The organism is Comamonas sp. 4034 (assembly GCF_050434545.1).
Lineage (GTDB): Bacteria > Pseudomonadota > Gammaproteobacteria > Burkholderiales > Burkholderiaceae_C > Comamonas > Comamonas odontotermitis.
Window position 1 is genome coordinate 193,794 of record NZ_JBNDIT010000007.1, and the last position, 19,594, is coordinate 213,387.

Genomic DNA, 19,594 nt, shown 5'->3' on the forward strand with positions numbered 1-19,594 from the left:
ATTTGACCCGATATCAATGGCCGCCGCTCTCGAGCGTGTACCCGGCGTTGCTGTCCTGCTGCAGCAACTCTGCCATCTGGGGCAAGGCTTGCTTCAGCTGGTCTTGCAGCACATAGGGCGGGTTGATGATGAACATGCCACTGGCAGGCAGACCGGGCCGCTTTTCTTCGCCTTGGCGCATGGCTGCGGTGATCTTGCTGGACTTGACCGTCAATTCGGCATTCAGCCAGCTCTTGCCTGCCTTGTTGGCCAGGGTCTTGAGACGGCGCGGCAGATCGTGCGCTTCCTGGCGCGGGATGATCGGGTACCAGACGGCGTAGGTGCCGGTGGGAAAGCGCTGCAGGCTGTCCGTCACCATGTCCAGCACGCGGCCGTAGTCGCTCTTCAATTCATAGCTGGGGTCGCACAGCACCAGCGCGCGGCGCGACGGTGGCGGCAGAAACTTCTTGATGCCGTCAAAACTGTCTTCCATCAGCACCTGCACCTGGCGACCGGCTTTGAGTTGGGCGATGTTGCCCGAGAGCGAACGGAAGTCCGTGGGGTGCAGCTCAAACAGCTTGAGCTTGTCGTGCTCGCGCAGCAGACGCTGCGTGATGAAGGGCGAGCCCGGGTAGACCTTGACCGTGGTGCTGTGGTTGAAGGCGGCCACCATGTCCACATAGTCCTGGAGCAGCGGGCACAGGTTTTCTGCACCCTCCAGGCGAAAGATGCCTTCATTCGATTCTGCACTGGTGGTGGCGTAGTCGCCATCCAGCCGGTACAGCCCTGCACCGGCATGGGTGTCCAGTACCGCCAGCGCAGCGTCCTTTTGCGTGAGGTATTGCAAGATGGCAATCAGGGTCGTGTGCTTGAGCACATCGGCGTGATTGCCGGCATGGAAGGCGTGGCGGTAACTGAACATAGGGCGCCAATGGTAGCGATCTTGGAGGCTGCAACCGCGCCAAAGGGGCATGTTGATCTCCAAAACCCCTGGTCTGCAACGTGAATGGGTACTTTACGGCCGCAGCCGATGCTTTTATAATGGAGGGCTTCGCAGCGATTTATGGGTCCCGCGGCGAAGCATGGCCGTCTTGTGCAGACATCTGCGCGAGCCAGCCATATCCCCGCCTAAGAGGCTTCCTGTACCGGCAATCCATAGGGCTGCCGGTATCAAGAAGAAGCACCGACCGCGGAAAAGGGCCTGCCAAACCCTCTATTGAAAGAGAAATCTCATGTCTACATTCAGCGCAAAACCCGCTGAGGTGCAACACGAGTGGTTTGTGATTGACGCCACCGATAAGGTGCTCGGACGTGTCGCCAGCGAAGTGGCACTCCGTCTGCGCGGCAAGCACAAGGCCATTTACACACCTCACGTTGACACCGGTGACTACATCGTCATCATCAACGCTTCCAAGCTCAAGGTCACTGGTACCAAGAACACGGACAAGGTGTACTACCGTCACTCGGGTTTCCCTGGCGGCATCACGGCAACCAATTTCCGTGACCTGCAAGCCAAGTTCCCTGGCCGTGCTCTGGAGAAGGCTGTCAAGGGCATGCTGCCCAAGGGTCCTCTGGGCTACGCCATGATCAAGAAGCTGAAGGTCTACGGTGGTGCTGAGCACCCTCACACCGCTCAACAGCCTAAAGTGCTGGATATCTAAGGAGTCTTGAGATGATTGGTGATTGGAACAATGGCACCGGCCGTCGCAAGTCCAGCGTCGCCCGTGTGTTTCTGAAGAAGGGCTCCGGCAAGATCACTGTGAATGGCAAAGACATTCAACAGTACTTCGGCCGTGAAACCTCCATCATGATCGCAAAGCAGCCCCTGGTGCTGACCGGCAATGTCGAAGCTTTCGACATTCAGGTCAATGTGCACGGCGGCGGTGAATCCGGCCAAGCCGGTGCTACCCGCCACGGCATCACCCGCGCTCTGATCGACTACGATGCAGCACTGAAGCCACAGCTGAGCCAAGCCGGCTATGTGACCCGTGATGCACGTGAAGTCGAGCGTAAGAAGGTCGGTCTGCGTTCTGCACGCCGCGCAAAGCAGTTCTCCAAGCGTTAATTGCTGGCTACTTGCCTCGAAAAGCCGTCCCTCGGGACGGTTTTTTTATGGCCGCCCCATTGCGCTGTGGCTTGCATTTCAGCGGCCCGGTCCAGGCGGCAGCCTGCGTGGCCCAATTCCCACACTGCAATTGGCGTCACCCCCTCGCGCTGCAGCGCCAGACGACTGATTGCGGTACCATCCTTTCCAATTACCAAATATTGACTGGAGTCGCCTCCCATGAGCGAAGTTGCTGAAACCTCCGTGGCAGAAATGCCCGCCCCCATTGTCTTTACCGACAGTGCAGCGGCCAAGGTGGCCGACCTGATTGCCGAAGAGGGCAACCCTGATCTGAAGCTCCGCGTGTTTGTGCAAGGCGGCGGCTGCTCGGGTTTCCAGTACGGCTTTACCTTCGATGAAATCGCCAACGACGACGACACCACCATGACCAAGAATGGCGTGTCGCTGCTGATCGACGCGATGAGCTACCAGTACCTGCTGGGTGCCGAGATCGACTACAAGGAAGACCTGCAGGGCGCGCAGTTCGTGATCAAGAATCCGAACGCCTCCTCCACCTGCGGCTGCGGCTCGAGCTTCTCGGTATAAGCCAGACGCTGCCCATGCAGGAAGGCGCTACACCACCAACAGCCTTCCCACCACCATCTTCCAAGCCGCTGCCTGCCAGCGGCTTTTGTTTTGCCTATGCCCGCTGAAATCACCCGTGCACCTCTGGCGCCGCACAAGGAGCGCCTGCTCTGGCTGGTGGCGATTGCCTTCTTCCTGCAGTCGCTGGATGCCACCATCTTGAACACGGCGCTGCCAGCGATGGCGCGTTCGCTCGGGCAAAGCCCCTTGAAGATGCAGTCGGTGATCGTGGCCTATTCACTCACCACGGCCATGCTGATTCCGGCCTCCGGGTGGGTGGCTGACCGGTTTGGCACCAAACGGGTGTTCATGTGGGCTATTGGCCTGTTTGTATTGGGGTCGGTGTTGTGCGCGCTCTCGCCGAGTCTGGGCTTTCTTATTGCCGCGCGCGTGGTGCAGGGTGTCGGGGGCGCCATGATGCTGCCGGTGGGGCGGCTGGCGGTGCTACGCAGCCACCCCAAGGGGGATTTCATCCGGGCGATGAGCTTCATCGCCATTCCGGGCCAGGTAGGCCCGCTGCTGGGCCCGACGCTGGGCGGCTGGCTGGTGGAGGTGGCAACCTGGAACTGGATTTTCTGGATCAATGTGCCGGTCGGCCTGTTCGGCATCTGGGCGACCAGGCGCTGGATGCCCGAGAGCGCTCCGGTTTTGCAGCGCCAGTTCGATGGCGTGGGATACGCGCTGCTGTCATTTGGCATGGTGGCGATTTCGGTGGCGCTGGACGGCATGTCTGGCATGGGCCTGGGCATGGCGCTGGTGGTGGTGCTGATGGTGTTCGGCCTTGCAAGCCTTGCCAGCTACTGGATGCACGCGCTGCGCGTGCCCGAGCCGTTGTTTGCACCGGTGCTGTTCCGCGTGCGCTCGCTGCGGGTGGGGCTGTTGGGCAATCTGTTTGCCCGCTTCGGTACAGGGGCGGCGCCATTTCTGATTCCATTGCTGCTGCAGGTGGGCCTGGGCCTTGCACCGATGAACGCGGGCCTGATGATGCTGGCCACGGTGCTGGGGAGTATGCTGGTCAAGCGCATTGCGGTGCAGACCGTACAGCGTTTTGGCTACCGCCGTGTGCTGCAGGTCAACTCCATCATGGTGGCCTTGATGCTGGCGACGTTTGGCTGGACGGTTCCTGGCCAGCCCACCTGGTTGTTGCTGCTGCAACTGTTTATCTTTGGTGGCTTCAACTCCATGCAGTTCTCGGCGATGAACTCGGTCACTCTGAAAGACCTGGATGGCGAATTTGCCAGCAGCGGCAACAGCCTGCTGTCGATGGTGCAGATGCTGGCCATGGGCATCGGCGTGGCGCTGGCCGGGGCCTTGCTGTCAGGTTACGCGGAGATGTGGCAGGCCGACCCGGCCAAGTCATTGCGGGCCATCCACGCCACCTTCATGACGGTGGCGCTGATGACCTTGGCCGCCACCCTGGTGTTCAGCCAGTTGGACAAGGACGAGCCGGTCAAGCCTGCACCCGATGGCGGTGATGCCTGATCGCATTGGCACGTGGCGCGAACCCAGTGATTTCCATTGAAAGTGACAATCAGCGTCTGATGGGTGAGCGCTGATTGCTATGAAAACGATAGCTTGCGCGCTCAGGCGGGATAGATGGCCCCCAGCACACGCGGCCCGCGTGCACCGGTTACCGCTGGCAGGTTGCCTGGCAGGCCGTGCCAGCATTGGTGTGCCAGCCACGCAAAAGCGGCGGCTTCCACTTGCAGCGGCGGCAGGCCATGGGTGGCCGTGCTGCCCACCTGTATGCCGGGTAGCAGGGCGGCAAGGCGTTGCATCAGGTGCTGATTGAGCGCACCACCACCACACACGGCCAGTTGCTGGCCAGGGGCAGCGCCATGGCGCTGCATGTCCTGGGCAATGGCCTGGGCGGTGAACTCGGCAAGGGTGGCTTGCACATTGGCGGGAGCAGCCCCTGCAGCATGTGCGGCCAGCAGCGGCGCCAGCCACGCAGGGTTGAACAGGTCGCGCCCGGTGCTCTTGGGCGGTTGCTGGGCCAGAAAGGGCTCAGCCATCAGGGCGGCCAGCAGGGCGGGAATCACCTGTCCTGAGGCGGCCCAGCGCCCGCCATCATCGTAGGGCTTGCCGGTGTGGTGGTGGCACCAGTGGTCCATCAGCGCATTGCCTGGGCCGCAATCCCAGCCACGGACATCGCTTTCCGTTCGCAGATCGAGGCGGCTCACATTCGAGATGCCGCCGATATTGAGCACCCAGCGCAACGCCCCCGGCGCGCCAAACACGCCCTGGTGGAAGGCGGGCACCAGCGGCGCTCCCTGGCCGCCCGCAGCCACATCGCGGCTGCGGAAATCGGCCACCACGGGGATGCCGGTCAGCTCGGCCAGCAGCGCCGGGCTGTTGATCTGCAGGGTGTAGCCGGTGCCATCCCACAGGCCTGGCTGGTGGCGCACCGTCTGGCCATGGGCGCCGATGGCGGTTATGTCCGAAGCCTGCAAGCCGCTGCCTTGCAGCAGGGCGTGCACCACGCCAGCGTAGCAGCGTGCCAGGGCGTTGGCGGCGAGGGCTGCGCGGTGCAGTTCGTTGTCACCGGCGCTATTGAGCGCCAGCAATTCAGCGCGAAGTGCTGCGGAAAATGGAGCGGTGGCGAACTGCTGCACCTGCAGTTGCCCCTGCTCGAACTGGGCCAGCACACCGTCTGCACCGTCAAGTGAGGTGCCGGACATCAGGCCGATAAAACGTTCAGTCATGACTGCAGTATTCCCTACCAAAACCAAAGGCCCCAACGATAGCGTATCGCTGGGGCCTTGGGGTGTACTTGGACTGTGTTGTACGCGGCGGCAGCCTATTCGCCAGCCAGCGACTCCATCTGCGTATTGAGGGCGAGGCGCATGCTCTTGGAGAGCGCATCGAATGCCGGACGCGACTGCTTGTTGATCGGCTGGTTGGTTTCGCTGTTGGCCACCATGGCGAGCGGATCGACCTGGTCACCTGCCACGCGGAACTCGAAATGCAGATGCGGGCCGGTTGCCCAGCCGGTTTGGCCCACGGCGCCGATTTCCTCGCCCTGGGTCACTTTTTCGCCTTGCTTGACCTCGATGCGGCTGAGGTGGGCGTACACGGTTTCGTGCTTGTTGCCGTGATCGATGTAGATCACATTGCCGTAGCCGTTCTGCACACCGGCAAAGGTGACCACGCCGTCGCCCACGGTGCGCACAGGGGTGCCCTGCGGGGCGGCCAGGTCGGTGCCCTTGTGGGCGCTCCAGGTCTTGTGGATGGGGTGCAGACGCATGGCAAATGCGCTGGAGACGCGGGTGAACTTGACCGGCGAGCCGATGTAGGTGCGCTGGTTGCTGTCACCTGCGAAATTGTAGTAATCGCCCTTGACCTTGGGCGAGGGCTGGAACCACAGCGCCTCGTGCGTCTTGCCGTTGTTGCGGAACTCGGCACTCAACAGGCGCCCAGAGCGCAGGATTTCACCGTCGGCTTCCAGGGTTTCGTAGACCAGCGAGAAGCGGTCGCCCGGGCGCAGCGCGCGGCGGAAATCGATCTTGTCGCCAAACACATCGGCCATCTGGTTGGCCACGTTGTCCGGGATGTTGGCTGCATCGGTAGATGCATACAGCGAGCTGCGGATGACGCCACCGGCCAAGCGTGTACCTCGGGAGAGTGGCACGAATTCGGTGATGGTGTCGAACTGCCGACCGTTCTTGCGGATGGTGAAGCGCTGGAAGACCTCGCTGCTCTCACCTGCCCAGCGCACGGTCAGGGCCGTCAGCTCATGGGTGTTGGTGGTTTCTGCGGTGATCTGGCGGCCTGCCTTGCCGATGATGGCGGCGCGGGCCTTGGCATTGCTGCGGATGAAGGCGGCAGCAGCCGGATCGGCAACGCCCAGGCGGCGCAGCAGCGACTCCGGGGTATCGTTGCCGCGTACTTCATCGGTGCGGTACAAAGAAAAACCTGGCCCATCGACCAGGTCTGCAATGGAGAACTCCGAAGCCAGCGAAGGAACGCTGTATTCCACCGTGTGCACCGGCATGTCTGCCGGGTTGGGGCCCAGCTGGGCCACGGCGAAGGCACCGCCGCCGGCGGTCATCAGCAGAACAGCCAGGGCGGCCGCAATGCGCTTTGGGTGTTGTTGGGCGGTATTGACGAGCTGGCGCGCGATGGCGTGGCCTGCCGTGATGAATCCGTTGTTCAATGTTCAATCCCGATAAACGGTATGCAGTTTTGCCAGGCCACATGCGCTTTGCGACAGCGGGACACAAAAATCGACCGCGCTGATCTGCACGGTCCGTGACAAAAGGGCACAAAAAATGGATGGATGCAGTGTCAACAACTGTGGCTTTCTACCACTACAGGCGACGTCTGACAGACGCGACTAGAATAAAACGCTGCAAAACAAGGGGCTGAGTATAACGCCCCTTGCTTTTTGGGCAACCTGAGAAACCCCATATGAATCAATCGACTGTTACAACTTATTCCGTGACCGACCGCGTACAGGAGGCTTTGCAGGTCAGCCTGCGTGGGGTGGACGAGCTGCTGCCTCAGGAAGACTGGATCAAGAAGCTGGCCAAATCGGAAGCCACGGGCGTGCCCCTGCGCATCAAGCTCGGCCTCGATCCGACGGCGCCCGACATTCACATCGGCCACACCGTGGTGCTCAACAAGATGCGCCAGCTGCAGGATCTGGGCCATACCGTGATCTTCCTGATCGGCGACTTCACCACCCTGATCGGCGACCCTTCTGGCCGCAACAGCACGCGCCCGCCGCTGACGGCCGAGCAGATCAAGGTGAACGCCGAAACCTACCGCGAGCAGGCCTACAAGGTGCTGGACCCGAGCAAGACCGAGCTGCGCTACAACAGCGAGTGGAGCGACAAGCTGGGCGCGCGCGGCATGATCGAGCTGTCGGCCAAGTACACCGTGGCCCGCATGATGGAGCGTAACGACTTTCACCAACGCTTTACAGAAGGCAGCTCCATCAGCCTGCACGAATTCCTCTATCCGCTGCTGCAGGGCTACGACTCGGTCGCGCTCAAGAGCGACCTGGAGCTCGGCGGCACCGACCAGAAATTCAACCTGCTGATGGGCCGCCACCTGCAGATGGAATACCAGCAGGAGCCGCAGTGCGTGCTGACCATGCCGCTGCTCGTGGGGCTGGATGGCGTGCACAAGATGTCCAAGTCCAAGAACAACTACATCGGCATCACTGAAGACGCCAACACTATGTTCGCCAAGGTGCTGTCGATCTCGGACGACCTGATGTGGGACTGGTTCACCCTGTTGTCCTTCATGAGCCTGCCGGAAATTGCCTCGCTCAAGCTGGAAATCGAAGGTGGCCGCAACCCCAAGGACGCCAAGGTCATGCTGGCCAAGGAAATCACTGCGCGCTTCCACAGCGGCGCGGCAGCCGAAGCGGCTGAGCAGGATTTCATCAACCGCAGCAAGGGCGGCATTCCCGACGAAATCCCTGAAGTCACCCTGAGCGGTGCGCCGCTCGGCATTGGTGCCTTGCTCAAGCAGGCGGGCCTTGCGCCATCGAGCAGCGAAGCCAATCGCCTGATCGACGGTGGTGGCGTGCGCATCGATGGCTCTGTCGTCAGTGACAAGGCGCTCAAGCTGGATGCCGGCACTTTTGTGGTGCAAGTGGGTAAACGCAAGTTTGCGCGGGTAACGCTGGCGTAAAGCTGGGCCTGCCGGGCTGGCCTTGCAGGGCTGGTTGTTCTATAAAAGAGCCGCTCCTCCAATGGGGGCGGCTCTTTTTCTATCCGAACTCCTATTTTCATAGCTGCTGGCGCGCTCCAGCAAAGCCAGGAAGGCCTGATTCATGCAAAAAAACAAACCCCAAGCCTTGTGGGCGCTTGCCTTGGCGCTGGGCATGCCCGCTGCGGTCTGGGCGCGCGCCGGTGCCGAGCCTGCGGCTGCCGCCTGCCCGCCTTCGGTGCCTGCCGACGCGCATTGCTTTACCGCTGCAATGCCTTCCGGCGCGCAGGTGATGGCCATCATTCCAGCGGGCTGGCAGGCAGCGCAAGGCGTAGCAGTGATGCACGCCCACGGCGGCCCCAGCCTGGGCAAGGCCAGCATCAAGCGGGTGGAGGAGGACGCCACCCGCTGGGCGGTGATGTCGGCCACCGGCTACGCCTGGGCGGGCACCAGCTACCGGCGCGGGGGGTACGGCGTGACGATGGCGGCAGACGACATGGAGGATCTGCGCCAGTGGTTTGTGCAGCGGTTCGGCCAGCCGCGCCGCATGGTGCTGCACGGCCAAAGCTATGGCGGCGGTGTGGCATCGGTTGCGGCAGAGCGGTACGGCAGTCAGCCGGTGGGTCAATCCGGCCGTCCCGCGTTCGACGGTGTGTTGCTCACCAGCGGCGTGCTGGGCGGTGGCATCGATGCCTACACCATGCGGCTGGATCTGCGCGCGGTCTACCAGTACTACTGCCAAAACCACCCGCTGCCCAGTGAGCCGCAGTACCCGCTGTGGCAGGGGTTGCCCGCTGGCAGCACCATGACGCGCGCCGAGCTGGAGCGCCGCGTGCACGACTGCACGGGCATTGACAAACCTGCAGCCGAGCGCACGCCTGAGCAGGCCCGGCGCCTGCAGGGCATTCTGGCGGCGGTGCCCGTCACCGAGAAAAGCCTGAACGGCCACCTGAACTGGGCGACTTTTCTCTTCCGCGATCTGACGCAGCACCGCCTGGGCGACCGCAACCCCTTTGACAACACCCGTACCTATTACCAGGGTGTGGATGCACAGGCGCAGCAGCAGCTCAACGCAGGCGTGCTGCGCTACGCAGCCGACCCGCAGGCCGTGGGCCAGTTGCTGGCGGACAGCCGCCCCACGGGCCGCACGCAGCTGCCCACCGTCACCCTGCGTGGCATCCGCGACCAGACGGCTTTTGTGGAGCTGGCCAACAGCTACCAGCAGATCCGCGAAGCGGCGGGCACGGCTGGCACGCTGGTGCAGGTCTACACCAGCGAGGGCGGCCACAGCTACCTGAGCGACCCGGAATACCGCGCCGCCATGACGGGCTTGCTGGCCTGGATCGACCAGGGCGACAAGCCCACGCCGCGCAGCGTGGCCGAGCGCTGTACCCAGGAGGCATCGCGCCCGGCTGTAACGCAGGAGGGCAAGGCCAGCAGCAACACGGGCTGCCATATCGAACCCGACTACCAGCCTCGGCCCATTGGCAACCGGGTGCCCGGCCCACGTCTTTGAGGGCCGCGTGGGTGCAGTCCGCGCAGTTATGCCGTTTTCAGGCGCTGGCGACCAATGGGTAAGCGCTTTTTGCTATCAAAAAGATAGTTTCTATTTGCGTTCGTGAAGCGGCGCGCGTGAAGGCGTGCCGTGGACTCGGATTCTGCCGCGCTGCTATCGTCAACACCTTCTAAGAGACTGGTTTAAAAGGACATCCATGCAAGACCGCGTCAACCTGGGCAAAGCCCTTCCCGCCATCTACAAAGCCGTTGCAGCCACCGACGAGCTTGCCACCAAGGCCGCCATCGACGCGGGCTGGAGCGAGGGCTTCACCCACCTGATCAAGATGCGCGCCTCGCAGATCAATGGCTGCGCATTCTGTCTGCGCATGCATTCGCGCGACGCACTGGCTTCGGGCGAAAGCGCTGACCGTCTGGCCGTATTGCCCGGCTGGCGCGAGACGGGCTACTTCAGCGCCAAGGAGCAAGCTGGCCTGGCTCTGACCGAGGCCATCACCCAGATTGCAGACGGCCAGTTGCCCGACGAGGTGTACGCCGCAGCTGCCACGCAATTGAGCCCCGCCGAGATCGCCTCCATCGAATGGCTGGCCATCGTCATCAACATGTGGAACCGCGTGGCTATCTCCAGCCGCTACCCTGTGGCCGCTTGATTTGGGGCGAAAACAAGCGATGGCACCCTAGTGGTATGCGCTGAATGCTACTGAAAACATAGTATTCAGTTCACTGCAGCTCGATCTTGGCCTGCGCGGCAATCCGCTTCCACAGCGCAATCTCATCCGCCTGAAACTTGCGCATCTGCTCCGGGCCGCCGCTCATGGCGGTGGCGCCCAGGTGGGCGTAGAACTGCTGGGTTTCCGGCAAGCTGGCAATCTGGGTGAACCAGCCGGCCAGCTTGGCGGCAATGTCGGGCGGCGTCTTGCTGCTCACCATCGCGCCCACCCAGGTATAGGCCTCGATGCCGGGCAGGCCCGCTTCTTTGGCGGTCGGCACCTGGGGCAGGGCGGGCACGCGCGCATCCGATGCCACAGCTAGGCCCCTGAGGCGTCCGGCCTTGATCAGCTCCTGCACCGAGGTGGCTTCGGCAAACGCATAGTCCACGGTATGGCCTGCGACGGCGGTGGCCACTTCGCCCGCGCCCTTGAAAGGCACATGCACGGTCTGCACCTTGGCCACATCGTTGAGCAATTCGCCCATCAACTGGTAGCCCGCCGAGCCGGCGCCAAAATTGACCTTGCCCGGCGCAGCCTGCGCCTTGGCCACCAGTTCGCGCAGCGTCTTCACCTCGCCATCACCGGGTGCCACCACCACGGCGGGGGAGCGCATCAGCATGGTGAGCGGCGCAAAATCCTTTTGCGGATCGTAGGGCAGGGCCTTGAACAGCGCGGTATTGACCGCCAGGGTGGAATTGCTGCCGATGAACACCGTGTAGCCATCGGCGGGGGCTGATAAGGCCTGCTTGACGGCAATGAACCCGTTGCCACCGGGCCGGTTTTCCACCACTACAGGCTGGCCGGTCACTTCCTGCAGCTTTTTGCTGTAGTAGCGCGCGGACGTATCGGTGCCGCTGCCCGGCCCGAAGGGCACGATGAATTTGATGGGCTTGCTGGGGAAATCCTGCGCGTGCAGCACAGGGCTGAAGGCGGTGGCTAGGCTCGCGGCGCACAGCGCAAGCGCGCCGCGGCGGGTAAAGAAGGTGTTCAAGGCGGTCTCCTGCTGTCGTTATGGGCTGCGCGCCTGTGCGGCGCAGTCACAACCGACTGTAGGGAGGGCTCCTGGGCCTGTCTATGTGCGATTTGGGTCGGCGTGATACGCAGGGCGTATCAAGAGGATGCGCGGTTCAGAAACCAAAGAACTACGGGCGTCACGAGCAAGCCCGCGATCAGCAAGACCACAGGAATGCCTACCAGCCACCACAGCATGATTTTGCTTTCACGCCGAAAGTGGTGGTGGATGCCTGGGTCTTTCTTGTCTTTCATCCAATCTCTGGCCGGTCCCCGATCGCCGCCCGCGTTGCCGCGGCCTGCAGCTGCAGCCAGGCGCAGAAGGCGGTGACTTCGGGGCGCTGCTGGCTGCGCGGACCGATCAGCAGCCAGTAGGCGAGGGGTGAGTCCATGCGAAATTCGGGCAGCACCTCGACCAGGTCGCCACTGGCCAGTGAATCAGCCACGAGCGGCATGCGTGCCAGCGCGAGGCCCTGGCCGGTGAGGGCTGCCTGGGCAATCTGGTGGGCGTAGTTGAGGAACAGCCAGCGCTTGGGCTGCAGATTGGCGCAGCCGTGCAGGTCCAGCCAGCGCTCCCAGGTCAGCCAGTCCAGGTGCTGCAGGCGGTGGGCGTCGCCCGCTTCGATCAGGGTGTGGCGGGCCACATCGGCTGGTTGGGTGATAGGCGCTGTGCTTTTGAGCAGCCAGGGGCTCGCGACAACGGCCAACTGCTCGCCAAACAGGCGCTGTGCACCGCGCGCGGCGTGCTGGGGCAGGCTGTAGCGCAGGGCCAGATCGACATCGGAGGTTTCCAGGTCCAGCACGTTGTCGGTGGCGTCGATGCGGATGTCGATCTCGGGGTTGTCGCGCTGAAATGCTTCCATGCGCGGAATGAGCCACATCGACGCAAAGCTGGCCCAGGTGGTGATGGCCACGCTTTTGCGTCCGCTGGTCTGGCGGATCAGGCGCACGGAGGCATCGATGCGCTCCAGCGCCGGGGTGACGGCGCGCTGCAACTGGGCACCGGCACTGGTGAGTTCCACAGCACGGGTGTGGCGCAGGAAGAGCGCAACACCCACCTCGTCTTCCAGCGCCTGAATTTGTCGGCTGACAGCCGATTGGGTCAGTGCCAGCTCTTCCGCTGCCGCGCGGAAGTTCAGGTAACGAGCCACGGCCAGAAAGGCGCGCAGGTGGCCGACAGCAATCGGGCGGGTGCGGAGCGGCGATGTCGGCTGGGCGTCGTCGGGCATGGTGGATGGCAGTGTCGGCACGGGGGCATTGCACCAGCCAGCAAAGGCGTAGTGCAGAGGCGATCTGCCATTTTCAGGCTTTATGTGGGCGCGGTACCCGTTTCTGGTTCGCCGCCCATGGATGTACCCCCTGCTGTGGCAGGAAGCACACAGGAGTCCGAACGGGTCGGTGGCGAGAAGGCCTTTGGTACTCATTTTTTGATAGCTGACAGTGCTTTGCCCCTCTGCATTGGTATCAAAAATCACCAAATACTAGGGTAAACCATTAATGCATAACCCGCATGGATCCGCATTCTTTAATTCATTGGACGGGGCACAGGCTACGTAGGAAGATACGTGTCTAGGGTTAACCCGATGTTTCATTCGGGCGCTCTACAGCAAGGAGTCCATACCATGGCAATGTCTGCATCTCATGTTCTGTCCGCTGGCACTATTGCGGGTGCTGGCGCTCTGCGTTCTTCCGGTCGTGCTGCTTCGGCAGCGGCAGAGATGCGCAGCCTGTCCATTGGTCAGGCCACCAGCTTTGTGCCCCAGCGCGATGCGGTGCTGCGTATCTCGCAAGGCGCTGCCTGGGTCACGCTGGGCCTGGGTCTGAGCAACGAAGCAGGCCAGAAGGCTGGCGACGTGGTGCTGCAGGCGGGCCAGACCCTGCAGCTCAAGGCGGGTCAGTCGGTGGTGCTGGAAGGCAAGGGCGGCGAGCCGCTGGTCTACCACTTCCCCAAGAACCAAGGCGGTCAGCCCAATCTGGACGAGCAGCCAGCCAAGTGGTTCTCCCGCTTCCAGTGGGGCAAGACCGACGGCAGCATGCTCTACAACATCTGAGTTGACTCGCATCAAGTACGCCGTGACGGCGTAATCCCCAACACGCCAACAGCCTGCCTTGTGCAGGCTGTTTTGTTTCAGGGTGTCGCATCGGGTACCCGCCAGCACAGCCTGGGGTGCTGGCGCGCGATAATTGCGCAGTTTTGTCCTTCTGTTCCCATTTGGCAGCGCTATAGAGTTGCCTCCCATTCATTCTCCATGACTGCTCCACTCGACATCATCATCATGGCCGCGGGCAAAGGCACGCGCATGAAAAGCCGCCATCCCAAGGTTTTGCAGAAGCTGGCGGGGCGCGCTTTGCTGCAGCATGTGCTGCACACGGCAGGCCAGTTGCAGGCGCGCTCTGCCGTGGTGATCACCGGGCACGGCGCTGCAGAAGTAGAAGCAGCCATCGTAAAAGGGACGGGTGCCGGAGCTGTTTTTGATCTGAAATTTGTCCGGCAGGAGCCGCAGCTGGGAACGGGCCACGCCGTGCAGCAGGCCGTACCGGCTTTGGCGGGCGATGGCATGGCGGTGGTTCTGTCGGGCGATGTACCGCTCACGCAGGCCGATACCCTGCAAGACCTGCTGCGCGCCGCTGGCAACGACAAGATGGCGCTGCTCACGGTTGCCATGCCCGACCCGACCGGTTACGGTCGCATTGTGCGCAACGATGCAGGCACCGTGCAGCGCATCGTCGAGCAAAAGGACGCGACGGAGGCCGAGCGGGCCATTGCCGAGATCTACAGCGGCATCATGGCCGTGCCGGTCAAACACCTGAAACCCTGGTTGGCCAGGCTGAACAACAACAATGCACAGGGCGAGTACTACCTGACCGATATCGTCGCCATGGCAGTGGCAGACGGCGTGCCCGTGGTCGGTCACCGCATCGGCGATGTGCTGCAGGTGGCAGGAGTCAACAGCCCCTTGCAACTGGCCGAGCTGGAGCGTGCCCACCAAGTGCGAGCGGCCCGGGCGCTCATGGAGCAGGGCGTGCGGCTGGCCGATCCAGCGCGCTTTGATGTGCGCGACGATGCCCGGGGTGTGCCCGCGCAATTGGCATGCGGACAGGATGTGGACATTGATGTGGGCTGCATCTTTACCGGCGAGGTATCCATTGGAGACGGTGCGCAGATCGGTGCGTACTGCCATATCAGCAACGCCAGCATTGCAGCGGGCGCTGTGATTCACCCCTTTACCCACATCGATGGCGAGAAGCTGGGTGCCAGTGTTGGCGAAGGTGCGCTGATTGGGCCTTTCGCGCGTCTGCGCCCGGGCGCGCAACTGGGGCGTGAGGTGCACATCGGCAATTTCGTCGAGGTGAAAAACTCCACGCTGGCCGATGGCGCCAAGGCCAACCACTTGGCCTATCTGGGCGATGCCACGGTGGGCGAGCGCGTCAATTACGGCGCTGGCAGCATCACCGCCAACTACGATGGCGCCAACAAGCACCGCACGGTGATCGAGGCAGATGTACACATCGGCAGCAATTGCGTGCTGGTGGCGCCGGTCACCATAGGCGCAGGGGGCACAGTGGGCGGCGGATCTACCATCACCAAGAATACGCCGCCCGGCGCCTTGAGCGTGGCGCGGGGCAAGCAGGTAAGTATTGCCAACTGGGCGCGGCCTGCCAAGAAAACAGGCAATTAAGCAAGCAATCGAGCCGTGGAGGTGCATTCCAGCCCAGCTGGGGGTGGGCCACAAACGGATCAGTGCGCAGGCCAAAGCAAAAAGCCCGCCGTGTTGAACTGGCGGGCTTTTTGGCGTGAGCGCTTGGGTCTCAGGCGCGGGCGGGTGCCGAAGGGGTGGGGTTGCCTGCCAGCTCGGCCAGGTGTTCGGCAGAGATCGGCTCCAGCTCCGGCATGGCGGCAGGCATGCGCGGGGCTCCCTTGGCTTGCTCCAGCGCGCTTTCGGCCTGCTTGATCCATTCTTCTACCGATTGGTGGTACTTGGCCAGGCTGGCGATGCCGATGCTGACGTTGATCTGCACATCGGGCCAGTCCCGCAGGCGGCGCGTCTGCACCTGGTTGTGGATGCGGTCGGCAATCTTGTTGGTCACATCCAGGTTCACACCCGACAGCAGCACGCCAAACGAATCACCACCAAAGCGGCAGGTAGCGTCGCCGGGGCGCACGCAGGTACGCAAGGTGTTGGCTACGGCAATGATGACTTCGTCCCCTGCAGTCTCGCCCTTGCGGCTGTTGATGTCGCGGAAGTTGTCCACATCCACCACCAGCATGAAGGCGGGAATGTCCTTTTGCCTTGCATAGCTGAAAAGGCGTGCGGCCAGATCGTTCCAGTAGGCACGGCCAAAAAATCCGGTCATGGCATCCACCCGGCGCATCACGGTCAGCATCTGTTCCTTGTGCACCAGCGAGTCCTGTAGTCGGCTGGTGATGATGCCCTGCGTCGTCAGGTAGATCGCCAGGCCCAGCAGGCTGCCCAGAACGGCGGCTATGCCGGGGTTGTACCGCATGGCAAAAGAAGTGAGCAAGCCGCAGACTGCCAGACCAGCAATGGCGCCCGCGACCACGAGAACGGCATGGCGCGCACTTTGCAGCACAAAAGTGCTGTGCACCAGCACCATCAGCATCACGAGGCTGGCGAGCAGATTGAAATGTGTCAGCGCCATCCAGATGCCGATGATGACGCCATCCACAAAGGCAAGAATCACATCGTTGCTGTCTGATTGTCCGCTGCGCTGCGACATCCATTGGGCCAATGCGGGCCATAGCAGCGCCGGTGCCACCACGGCCAGCCACGCGGGCCAGCCTGCATCCAGCTGCCACAAGGCGCCTGCTGCAGCCAGCGCGCAGGCAAGCATGAGAACCATGCGGCCCCATGGACCTCGCTGCAAGGTGCTGTCGTTGTTGATGTATTCCATGCGGACCTCTCTTTCTCAACGAGTGAACTCGTGATGGTTATCTGACCCAAATTTCAAAAACCAGTTACGAATTGATACCCGTATGGTAAGTATGAAGCTTCGCTCGCAAGGCGGCAAGGGTGTTGCGGATGGTTACCGGTGATATTCGACAGGCTGTGGGTTCAAATGCCGTAGTGATCCTGTGTCGGCGCGAATGCGAACTGGTGTCTGATAGCCGAAGGGCTTCATTGGAGGCCTGACCTATTGCTACTGGAGGCATCCATCGGTGGCAGTGCTGAACAGACAGATTTCAAACGAACCGCATTCATCAAAACAATCAGCAGCGCAATCCACGCAGACCTGAGCAGCTATCCATTCAAGAGCATATAGAGGGTCTGGCCTGGTGGGTTACCAGTGCAGCTCTGCCGCAGATATTGCGGCAGCGCCCTGACCTTTGTTTGCATTGCCTGTGGCGCAGGAGCCGCGCAGACGTGTGTGAGTGGGTGATTTGCCAGGCACATGAAAGACTCTAAACTCATTCAGCAGATCGAAAACATGTGCAGCGCTGGTTACTGTACATGGGTGAGATGAGGACCTTTCTGAATGGGGATGCGTGTTACAAATTTGCTGCGCTTGGTCGCGAAATAGGCTTTGACATTGCGCACATTGGCCTGCGATGTGAAAAGCCTTTGTGCCATGGCCAGATAGGCGGGCATGTCGTGCGCATAGACCACCAGCACGAAATCCGGTCCCGGGCTCACGCGCCAGCATTGCTGTACGTGGTCGCTTGCCACCACCAGGGCTTCAAATGCATCCAGCGCCTCGGCTCCTTGCCGCTCCAGGCTGACTTCCACCAGCACGGTCAGGCCAAAGCCCTGCAGCCGAGCCAGCGCATCACTGGAGAGCAGGGCGACCTGCGTCTCGATCAAGCCCAGCTCGCGCAGACGTTTGATGCGGCGCAGGCATGTGGGCGGCGAGACATGCACCTTTTCCGCCAGCGCCTGGTTGCTGATGGAGGCATCGTGTTGCAAGGCGTCCAGCAATTGCAGATCGATGATGTCGAGTTCTAATTCATTCAAAATTTTGTCCATTTAGAAATAATATTTCAAATCATTGAAATGGAGAAATTTAATTTCATAAAAATGAAAAAATAGATGAATAATTTTCTTTTGACGTATCTACACTGCAGCCATCGATCAAGGAGTGAAACCCATGTGTGGCATTGTTGGAGCTGTTTCTACGCGCAATATCGTCCCGGTGCTGGTGCAAGGCCTGCAGCGGCTGGAGTACCGGGGCTATGACTCATGTGGTGTGGCAGTGCACGATGCCAGCCTGGAAGGCAACCAGGGCACCGGTCTGCACCGTGCCCGCAGCACGGCCCGCGTGGCAGAACTGATGGAGCAGGTGACCAAGGAACACCTGCAGGGCGCCACCGGCATTGCCCACACACGCTGGGCCACCCATGGTGCGCCAGCCGTGCACAATGCGCATCCGCACTTCAGCGCCGGCCCGGGCGTGGGCGACTCCAACGCTGTGGGTCGCGTGGCGCTGGTGCACAACGGCATCATCGAAAACCATGAAGCCCTGCGCGCTGCCTTGCAGGCCAAGGGCTATGAGTTCCTGAGCCAGACCGATACCGAGGTCATCTCGCACCTGGTGGACAGCCACTACAACGGCGATCTGTTCGAAGCCGTGCAGGCTGCCATCAAGGAATTGCGCGGAGCCTATGCCATTGCAGTGATGCACAAGGATGAGCCGCACCGTGTGGTGGGCGCGCGGGCTGGGTCGCCCCTGATACTGGGGGTGGGGCAGAGCGAAAACTTTCTCGCCAGCGATGCCATGGCGCTGGCGGGCGTCACCGACCAGATCGTCTACCTCGCGGAAGGTGACATGGTCGACCTGCAGATCGGCCGCTACTGGATCGTGAACCATGCGGGCAAAACCATGGAGGCGAGCGAGCGCCCGGTCAAGACCGTGCATGCCCATAGTGGTGCGGTAGAACTGGGGCCCTACCGCCACTATATGCAGAAAGAAATCTTCGAGCAGCCGCGCGCCATTGCTGAAACCCTGGAAGGTGTAGTGAGCGTGGTGCCCGAGCTGTTTGATGGCGCGGACGGCACCGCCGCGTGGCGCGTGTTCAAGGAGATCGACAACGTCCTCATCCTGGCCTGCGGCACCAGCTATTACAGTGGCTGCGCAGCCAAGTACTGGATCGAAGGCCTGGCGGGCATTCCCTGCAATGTGGAAGTGGCCAGCGAATACCGCTATCGCAAAAGCGTGCCCAACCCCCGGTCGCTGGTCGTCACCATCAGCCAGTCGGGCGAAACCGCTGATACGCTGGCTGCGCTGCGCCATGCACAAGGCCTGGGCATGACCCATACCTTGACCATCTGCAACGTGGCGACCAGCGCCATGGTGCGCGAATGCAAGCTGGCCTACATCACCCGGGCAGGCGTGGAGATTGGCGTTGCCTCGACCAAGGCCTTCACCACGCAATTGGCAGGCCTGTTCCTGCTGACCCTGGCGCTGGGCCAGGCCAAGGGCAAGATCACCGAGAGCGAGTCCGACCATTACCTGGAGCAGATGCGCCATTTGCCGGTGGCGCTGCAGGCCGTGCTGGCGCTGGAGCCCCAGGTGGTGAGCTGGGCCGAAGACTTTGCGCGCAAGAACAACGCGCTCTTCCTGGGGCGTGGCATCCACTACCCGATTGCACTGGAGGGCGCACTCAAGCTCAAGGAAATCAGCTACATCCACGCCGAAGCCTACCCGGCTGGCGAGCTGAAACACGGCCCCCTGGCCCTGGTGGACAGTGAGATGCCGGTGGTGACCGTCGCCCCGAATGACGAATTGCTGGAAAAGCTCAAGAGCAACATGCAGGAAGTGCGCGCGCGGGGCGGGGTGCTTTATGTGCTGGCTGATGCCAACACCGACATCGAAAACGCCCCGGGCATCCATGTGATCCGCATGCCCGAGCACTATGGCGCGCTCAGCCCCATTCTGCATGTGGTGCCGCTGCAATTGCTCTCGTACCATACGGCCCTGGCACGCGGCACGGATGTGGACAAGCCGAGAAACCTGGCCAAGAGTGTGACGGTGGAGTGACCGGCAACTCCATGGTGGGTGGGGCAATGACGCA

18 protein-coding genes are annotated in these 19,594 nt (G+C 62.0%); 10 read left to right on the top strand and 8 right to left on the bottom strand.

The window, feature by feature from the left end; all coding sequences use genetic code 11:
- Positions 1-13: 13 nt before the first annotated feature.
- The gene (locus tag ABIE32_RS10065; protein ID WP_429015690.1) at positions 14-901 is read right to left on the bottom strand and encodes a 23S rRNA (adenine(2030)-N(6))-methyltransferase RlmJ; all 888 of its coding nucleotides are present in this window, start codon (positions 899-901) and stop codon (positions 14-16) included.
- Positions 902-1,211: 310 nt separating this feature from the next.
- Here ABIE32_RS10065 and rplM point away from each other — a divergent pair, with 310 nt between their 5' ends.
- The 4 genes from rplM (at position 1,212) to mdtD (ending at position 4,150) form a co-directional block, all read left to right on the top strand.
- Positions 1,212-1,640, top strand: a complete 429-nt coding sequence (gene rplM / locus ABIE32_RS10070; RefSeq protein WP_224150369.1) for a 50S ribosomal protein L13 — start codon at positions 1,212-1,214, stop codon at positions 1,638-1,640.
- 11 nt (positions 1,641-1,651) lie between these two features.
- Positions 1,652-2,044: a 30S ribosomal protein S9 gene (gene rpsI, locus ABIE32_RS10075; RefSeq protein WP_184711245.1), complete on the top strand. Its 393-nt coding sequence runs from the start codon at positions 1,652-1,654 to the stop codon at positions 2,042-2,044.
- 219 nt (positions 2,045-2,263) lie between these two features.
- Entirely contained in the window at positions 2,264-2,629 is a 366-nt protein-coding gene (gene erpA / locus ABIE32_RS10080) for an iron-sulfur cluster insertion protein ErpA (RefSeq protein WP_429015694.1), read from the top strand.
- Between the two features lie 96 nt (positions 2,630-2,725).
- Entirely contained in the window at positions 2,726-4,150 is a 1,425-nt protein-coding gene (gene mdtD, locus ABIE32_RS10085) for a multidrug transporter subunit MdtD (RefSeq protein ID WP_224150368.1), read from the top strand.
- A 101-nt stretch (positions 4,151-4,251) separates the two neighbouring features.
- Here the strand turns inward: mdtD and ABIE32_RS10090 are convergent, their stop codons facing one another.
- A complete protein-coding gene (locus tag ABIE32_RS10090; protein WP_429015696.1) occupies positions 4,252-5,373 on the bottom strand; it encodes an anhydro-N-acetylmuramic acid kinase in 1,122 nt (373 codons plus the stop codon).
- Positions 5,374-5,468: 95 nt separating this feature from the next.
- Positions 5,469-6,824: a peptidoglycan DD-metalloendopeptidase family protein gene (locus ABIE32_RS10095; protein WP_429015697.1), complete on the bottom strand. Its 1,356-nt coding sequence runs from the start codon at positions 6,822-6,824 to the stop codon at positions 5,469-5,471.
- 254 nt (positions 6,825-7,078) lie between these two features.
- On the opposite strand from ABIE32_RS10095, the gene tyrS reads away from it, so the two are divergent.
- The 3 genes from tyrS (at position 7,079) to ABIE32_RS10110 (ending at position 10,494) form a co-directional block, all read left to right on the top strand.
- Complete coding sequence (gene tyrS, locus ABIE32_RS10100) at positions 7,079-8,311, top strand: tyrosine--tRNA ligase (RefSeq protein ID WP_429015698.1); 1,233 nt, start codon at positions 7,079-7,081, stop codon at positions 8,309-8,311.
- Positions 8,312-8,453: 142 nt separating this feature from the next.
- Positions 8,454-9,845, top strand: coding sequence for an alpha/beta hydrolase family protein (locus ABIE32_RS10105; RefSeq protein WP_429015699.1), 1,392 nt, complete (start codon positions 8,454-8,456; stop codon positions 9,843-9,845).
- A gap of 196 nt (positions 9,846-10,041) precedes the next feature.
- Positions 10,042-10,494 (top strand): carboxymuconolactone decarboxylase family protein, encoded by a 453-nt coding sequence (locus ABIE32_RS10110; RefSeq protein WP_224150363.1) that lies wholly within the window; start codon positions 10,042-10,044, stop codon positions 10,492-10,494.
- A 70-nt stretch (positions 10,495-10,564) separates the two neighbouring features.
- On the opposite strand, the gene ABIE32_RS10115 is transcribed toward ABIE32_RS10110, so the two are convergent.
- The 3 genes from ABIE32_RS10115 to ABIE32_RS10125 form a co-directional block, all read right to left on the bottom strand.
- Positions 10,565-11,545: a Bug family tripartite tricarboxylate transporter substrate binding protein gene (locus tag ABIE32_RS10115; RefSeq protein ID WP_429015701.1), complete on the bottom strand. Its 981-nt coding sequence runs from the start codon at positions 11,543-11,545 to the stop codon at positions 10,565-10,567.
- A gap of 119 nt (positions 11,546-11,664) precedes the next feature.
- Positions 11,665-11,820, bottom strand: a complete 156-nt coding sequence (locus ABIE32_RS10120; protein WP_429015702.1) for a hypothetical protein — start codon at positions 11,818-11,820, stop codon at positions 11,665-11,667.
- Positions 11,817-12,794 (bottom strand): LysR substrate-binding domain-containing protein, encoded by a 978-nt coding sequence (locus tag ABIE32_RS10125; protein ID WP_395023983.1) that lies wholly within the window; start codon positions 12,792-12,794, stop codon positions 11,817-11,819. The genes ABIE32_RS10120 and ABIE32_RS10125 overlap by 4 nt, the downstream gene beginning before the upstream one ends.
- 393 nt (positions 12,795-13,187) lie before the next feature.
- Between ABIE32_RS10125 and ABIE32_RS10130 the strand changes: the two genes are divergently transcribed.
- Together ABIE32_RS10130 and glmU are read left to right on the top strand one after the other, a co-directional pair.
- Entirely contained in the window at positions 13,188-13,616 is a 429-nt protein-coding gene (locus tag ABIE32_RS10130) for a DUF2917 domain-containing protein (protein ID WP_395023984.1), read from the top strand.
- Positions 13,617-13,814: 198 nt separating this feature from the next.
- Positions 13,815-15,245 (top strand): bifunctional UDP-N-acetylglucosamine diphosphorylase/glucosamine-1-phosphate N-acetyltransferase GlmU, encoded by a 1,431-nt coding sequence (gene glmU / locus ABIE32_RS10135; RefSeq protein WP_429015705.1) that lies wholly within the window; start codon positions 13,815-13,817, stop codon positions 15,243-15,245.
- Positions 15,246-15,375: 130 nt separating this feature from the next.
- Here the strand turns inward: glmU and ABIE32_RS10140 are convergent, their stop codons facing one another.
- Complete coding sequence (locus tag ABIE32_RS10140; protein ID WP_429015708.1) at positions 15,376-16,479, bottom strand: diguanylate cyclase domain-containing protein; 1,104 nt, start codon at positions 16,477-16,479, stop codon at positions 15,376-15,378.
- Between the two features lie 548 nt (positions 16,480-17,027).
- Positions 17,028-17,537 (bottom strand): Lrp/AsnC family transcriptional regulator, encoded by a 510-nt coding sequence (locus ABIE32_RS10145; protein ID WP_224150357.1) that lies wholly within the window; start codon positions 17,535-17,537, stop codon positions 17,028-17,030.
- Between the two features lie 133 nt (positions 17,538-17,670).
- Between ABIE32_RS10145 and glmS the strand changes: the two genes are divergently transcribed.
- On the top strand, positions 17,671-19,560 hold the full coding sequence (gene glmS / locus ABIE32_RS10150; protein ID WP_224150356.1) for a glutamine--fructose-6-phosphate transaminase (isomerizing): 1,890 nt from the start codon (positions 17,671-17,673) through the stop codon (positions 19,558-19,560).
- The last annotated feature ends 34 nt before the right edge of the window (positions 19,561-19,594 follow it).

Bases quoted from the DNA above. Each gene is read 5' to 3' on its own strand.
- ABIE32_RS10065 (WP_429015690.1), bottom strand. From the start codon at position 901: ATGTTCAGTTACCGCCACGCCTTCCATGCCGGCAATCACGCCGATGTG.
- rplM (WP_224150369.1), top strand. From the start codon at position 1,212: ATGTCTACATTCAGCGCAAAACCCGCTGAGGTGCAACACGAGTGGTTT.
- rpsI (WP_184711245.1), top strand. From the start codon at position 1,652: ATGATTGGTGATTGGAACAATGGCACCGGCCGTCGCAAGTCCAGCGTC.
- erpA (WP_429015694.1), top strand. From the start codon at position 2,264: ATGAGCGAAGTTGCTGAAACCTCCGTGGCAGAAATGCCCGCCCCCATT.
- mdtD (WP_224150368.1), top strand. From the start codon at position 2,726: ATGCCCGCTGAAATCACCCGTGCACCTCTGGCGCCGCACAAGGAGCGC.
- ABIE32_RS10090 (WP_429015696.1), bottom strand. From the start codon at position 5,373: ATGACTGAACGTTTTATCGGCCTGATGTCCGGCACCTCACTTGACGGT.
- tyrS (WP_429015698.1), top strand. From the start codon at position 7,079: ATGAATCAATCGACTGTTACAACTTATTCCGTGACCGACCGCGTACAG.
- ABIE32_RS10105 (WP_429015699.1), top strand. From the start codon at position 8,454: ATGCAAAAAAACAAACCCCAAGCCTTGTGGGCGCTTGCCTTGGCGCTG.
- ABIE32_RS10110 (WP_224150363.1), top strand. From the start codon at position 10,042: ATGCAAGACCGCGTCAACCTGGGCAAAGCCCTTCCCGCCATCTACAAA.
- ABIE32_RS10120 (WP_429015702.1), bottom strand. From the start codon at position 11,820: ATGAAAGACAAGAAAGACCCAGGCATCCACCACCACTTTCGGCGTGAA.
- ABIE32_RS10125 (WP_395023983.1), bottom strand. From the start codon at position 12,794: ATGCCCGACGACGCCCAGCCGACATCGCCGCTCCGCACCCGCCCGATT.
- ABIE32_RS10130 (WP_395023984.1), top strand. From the start codon at position 13,188: ATGGCAATGTCTGCATCTCATGTTCTGTCCGCTGGCACTATTGCGGGT.
- glmU (WP_429015705.1), top strand. From the start codon at position 13,815: ATGACTGCTCCACTCGACATCATCATCATGGCCGCGGGCAAAGGCACG.
- ABIE32_RS10140 (WP_429015708.1), bottom strand. From the start codon at position 16,479: ATGGAATACATCAACAACGACAGCACCTTGCAGCGAGGTCCATGGGGC.
- glmS (WP_224150356.1), top strand. From the start codon at position 17,671: ATGTGTGGCATTGTTGGAGCTGTTTCTACGCGCAATATCGTCCCGGTG.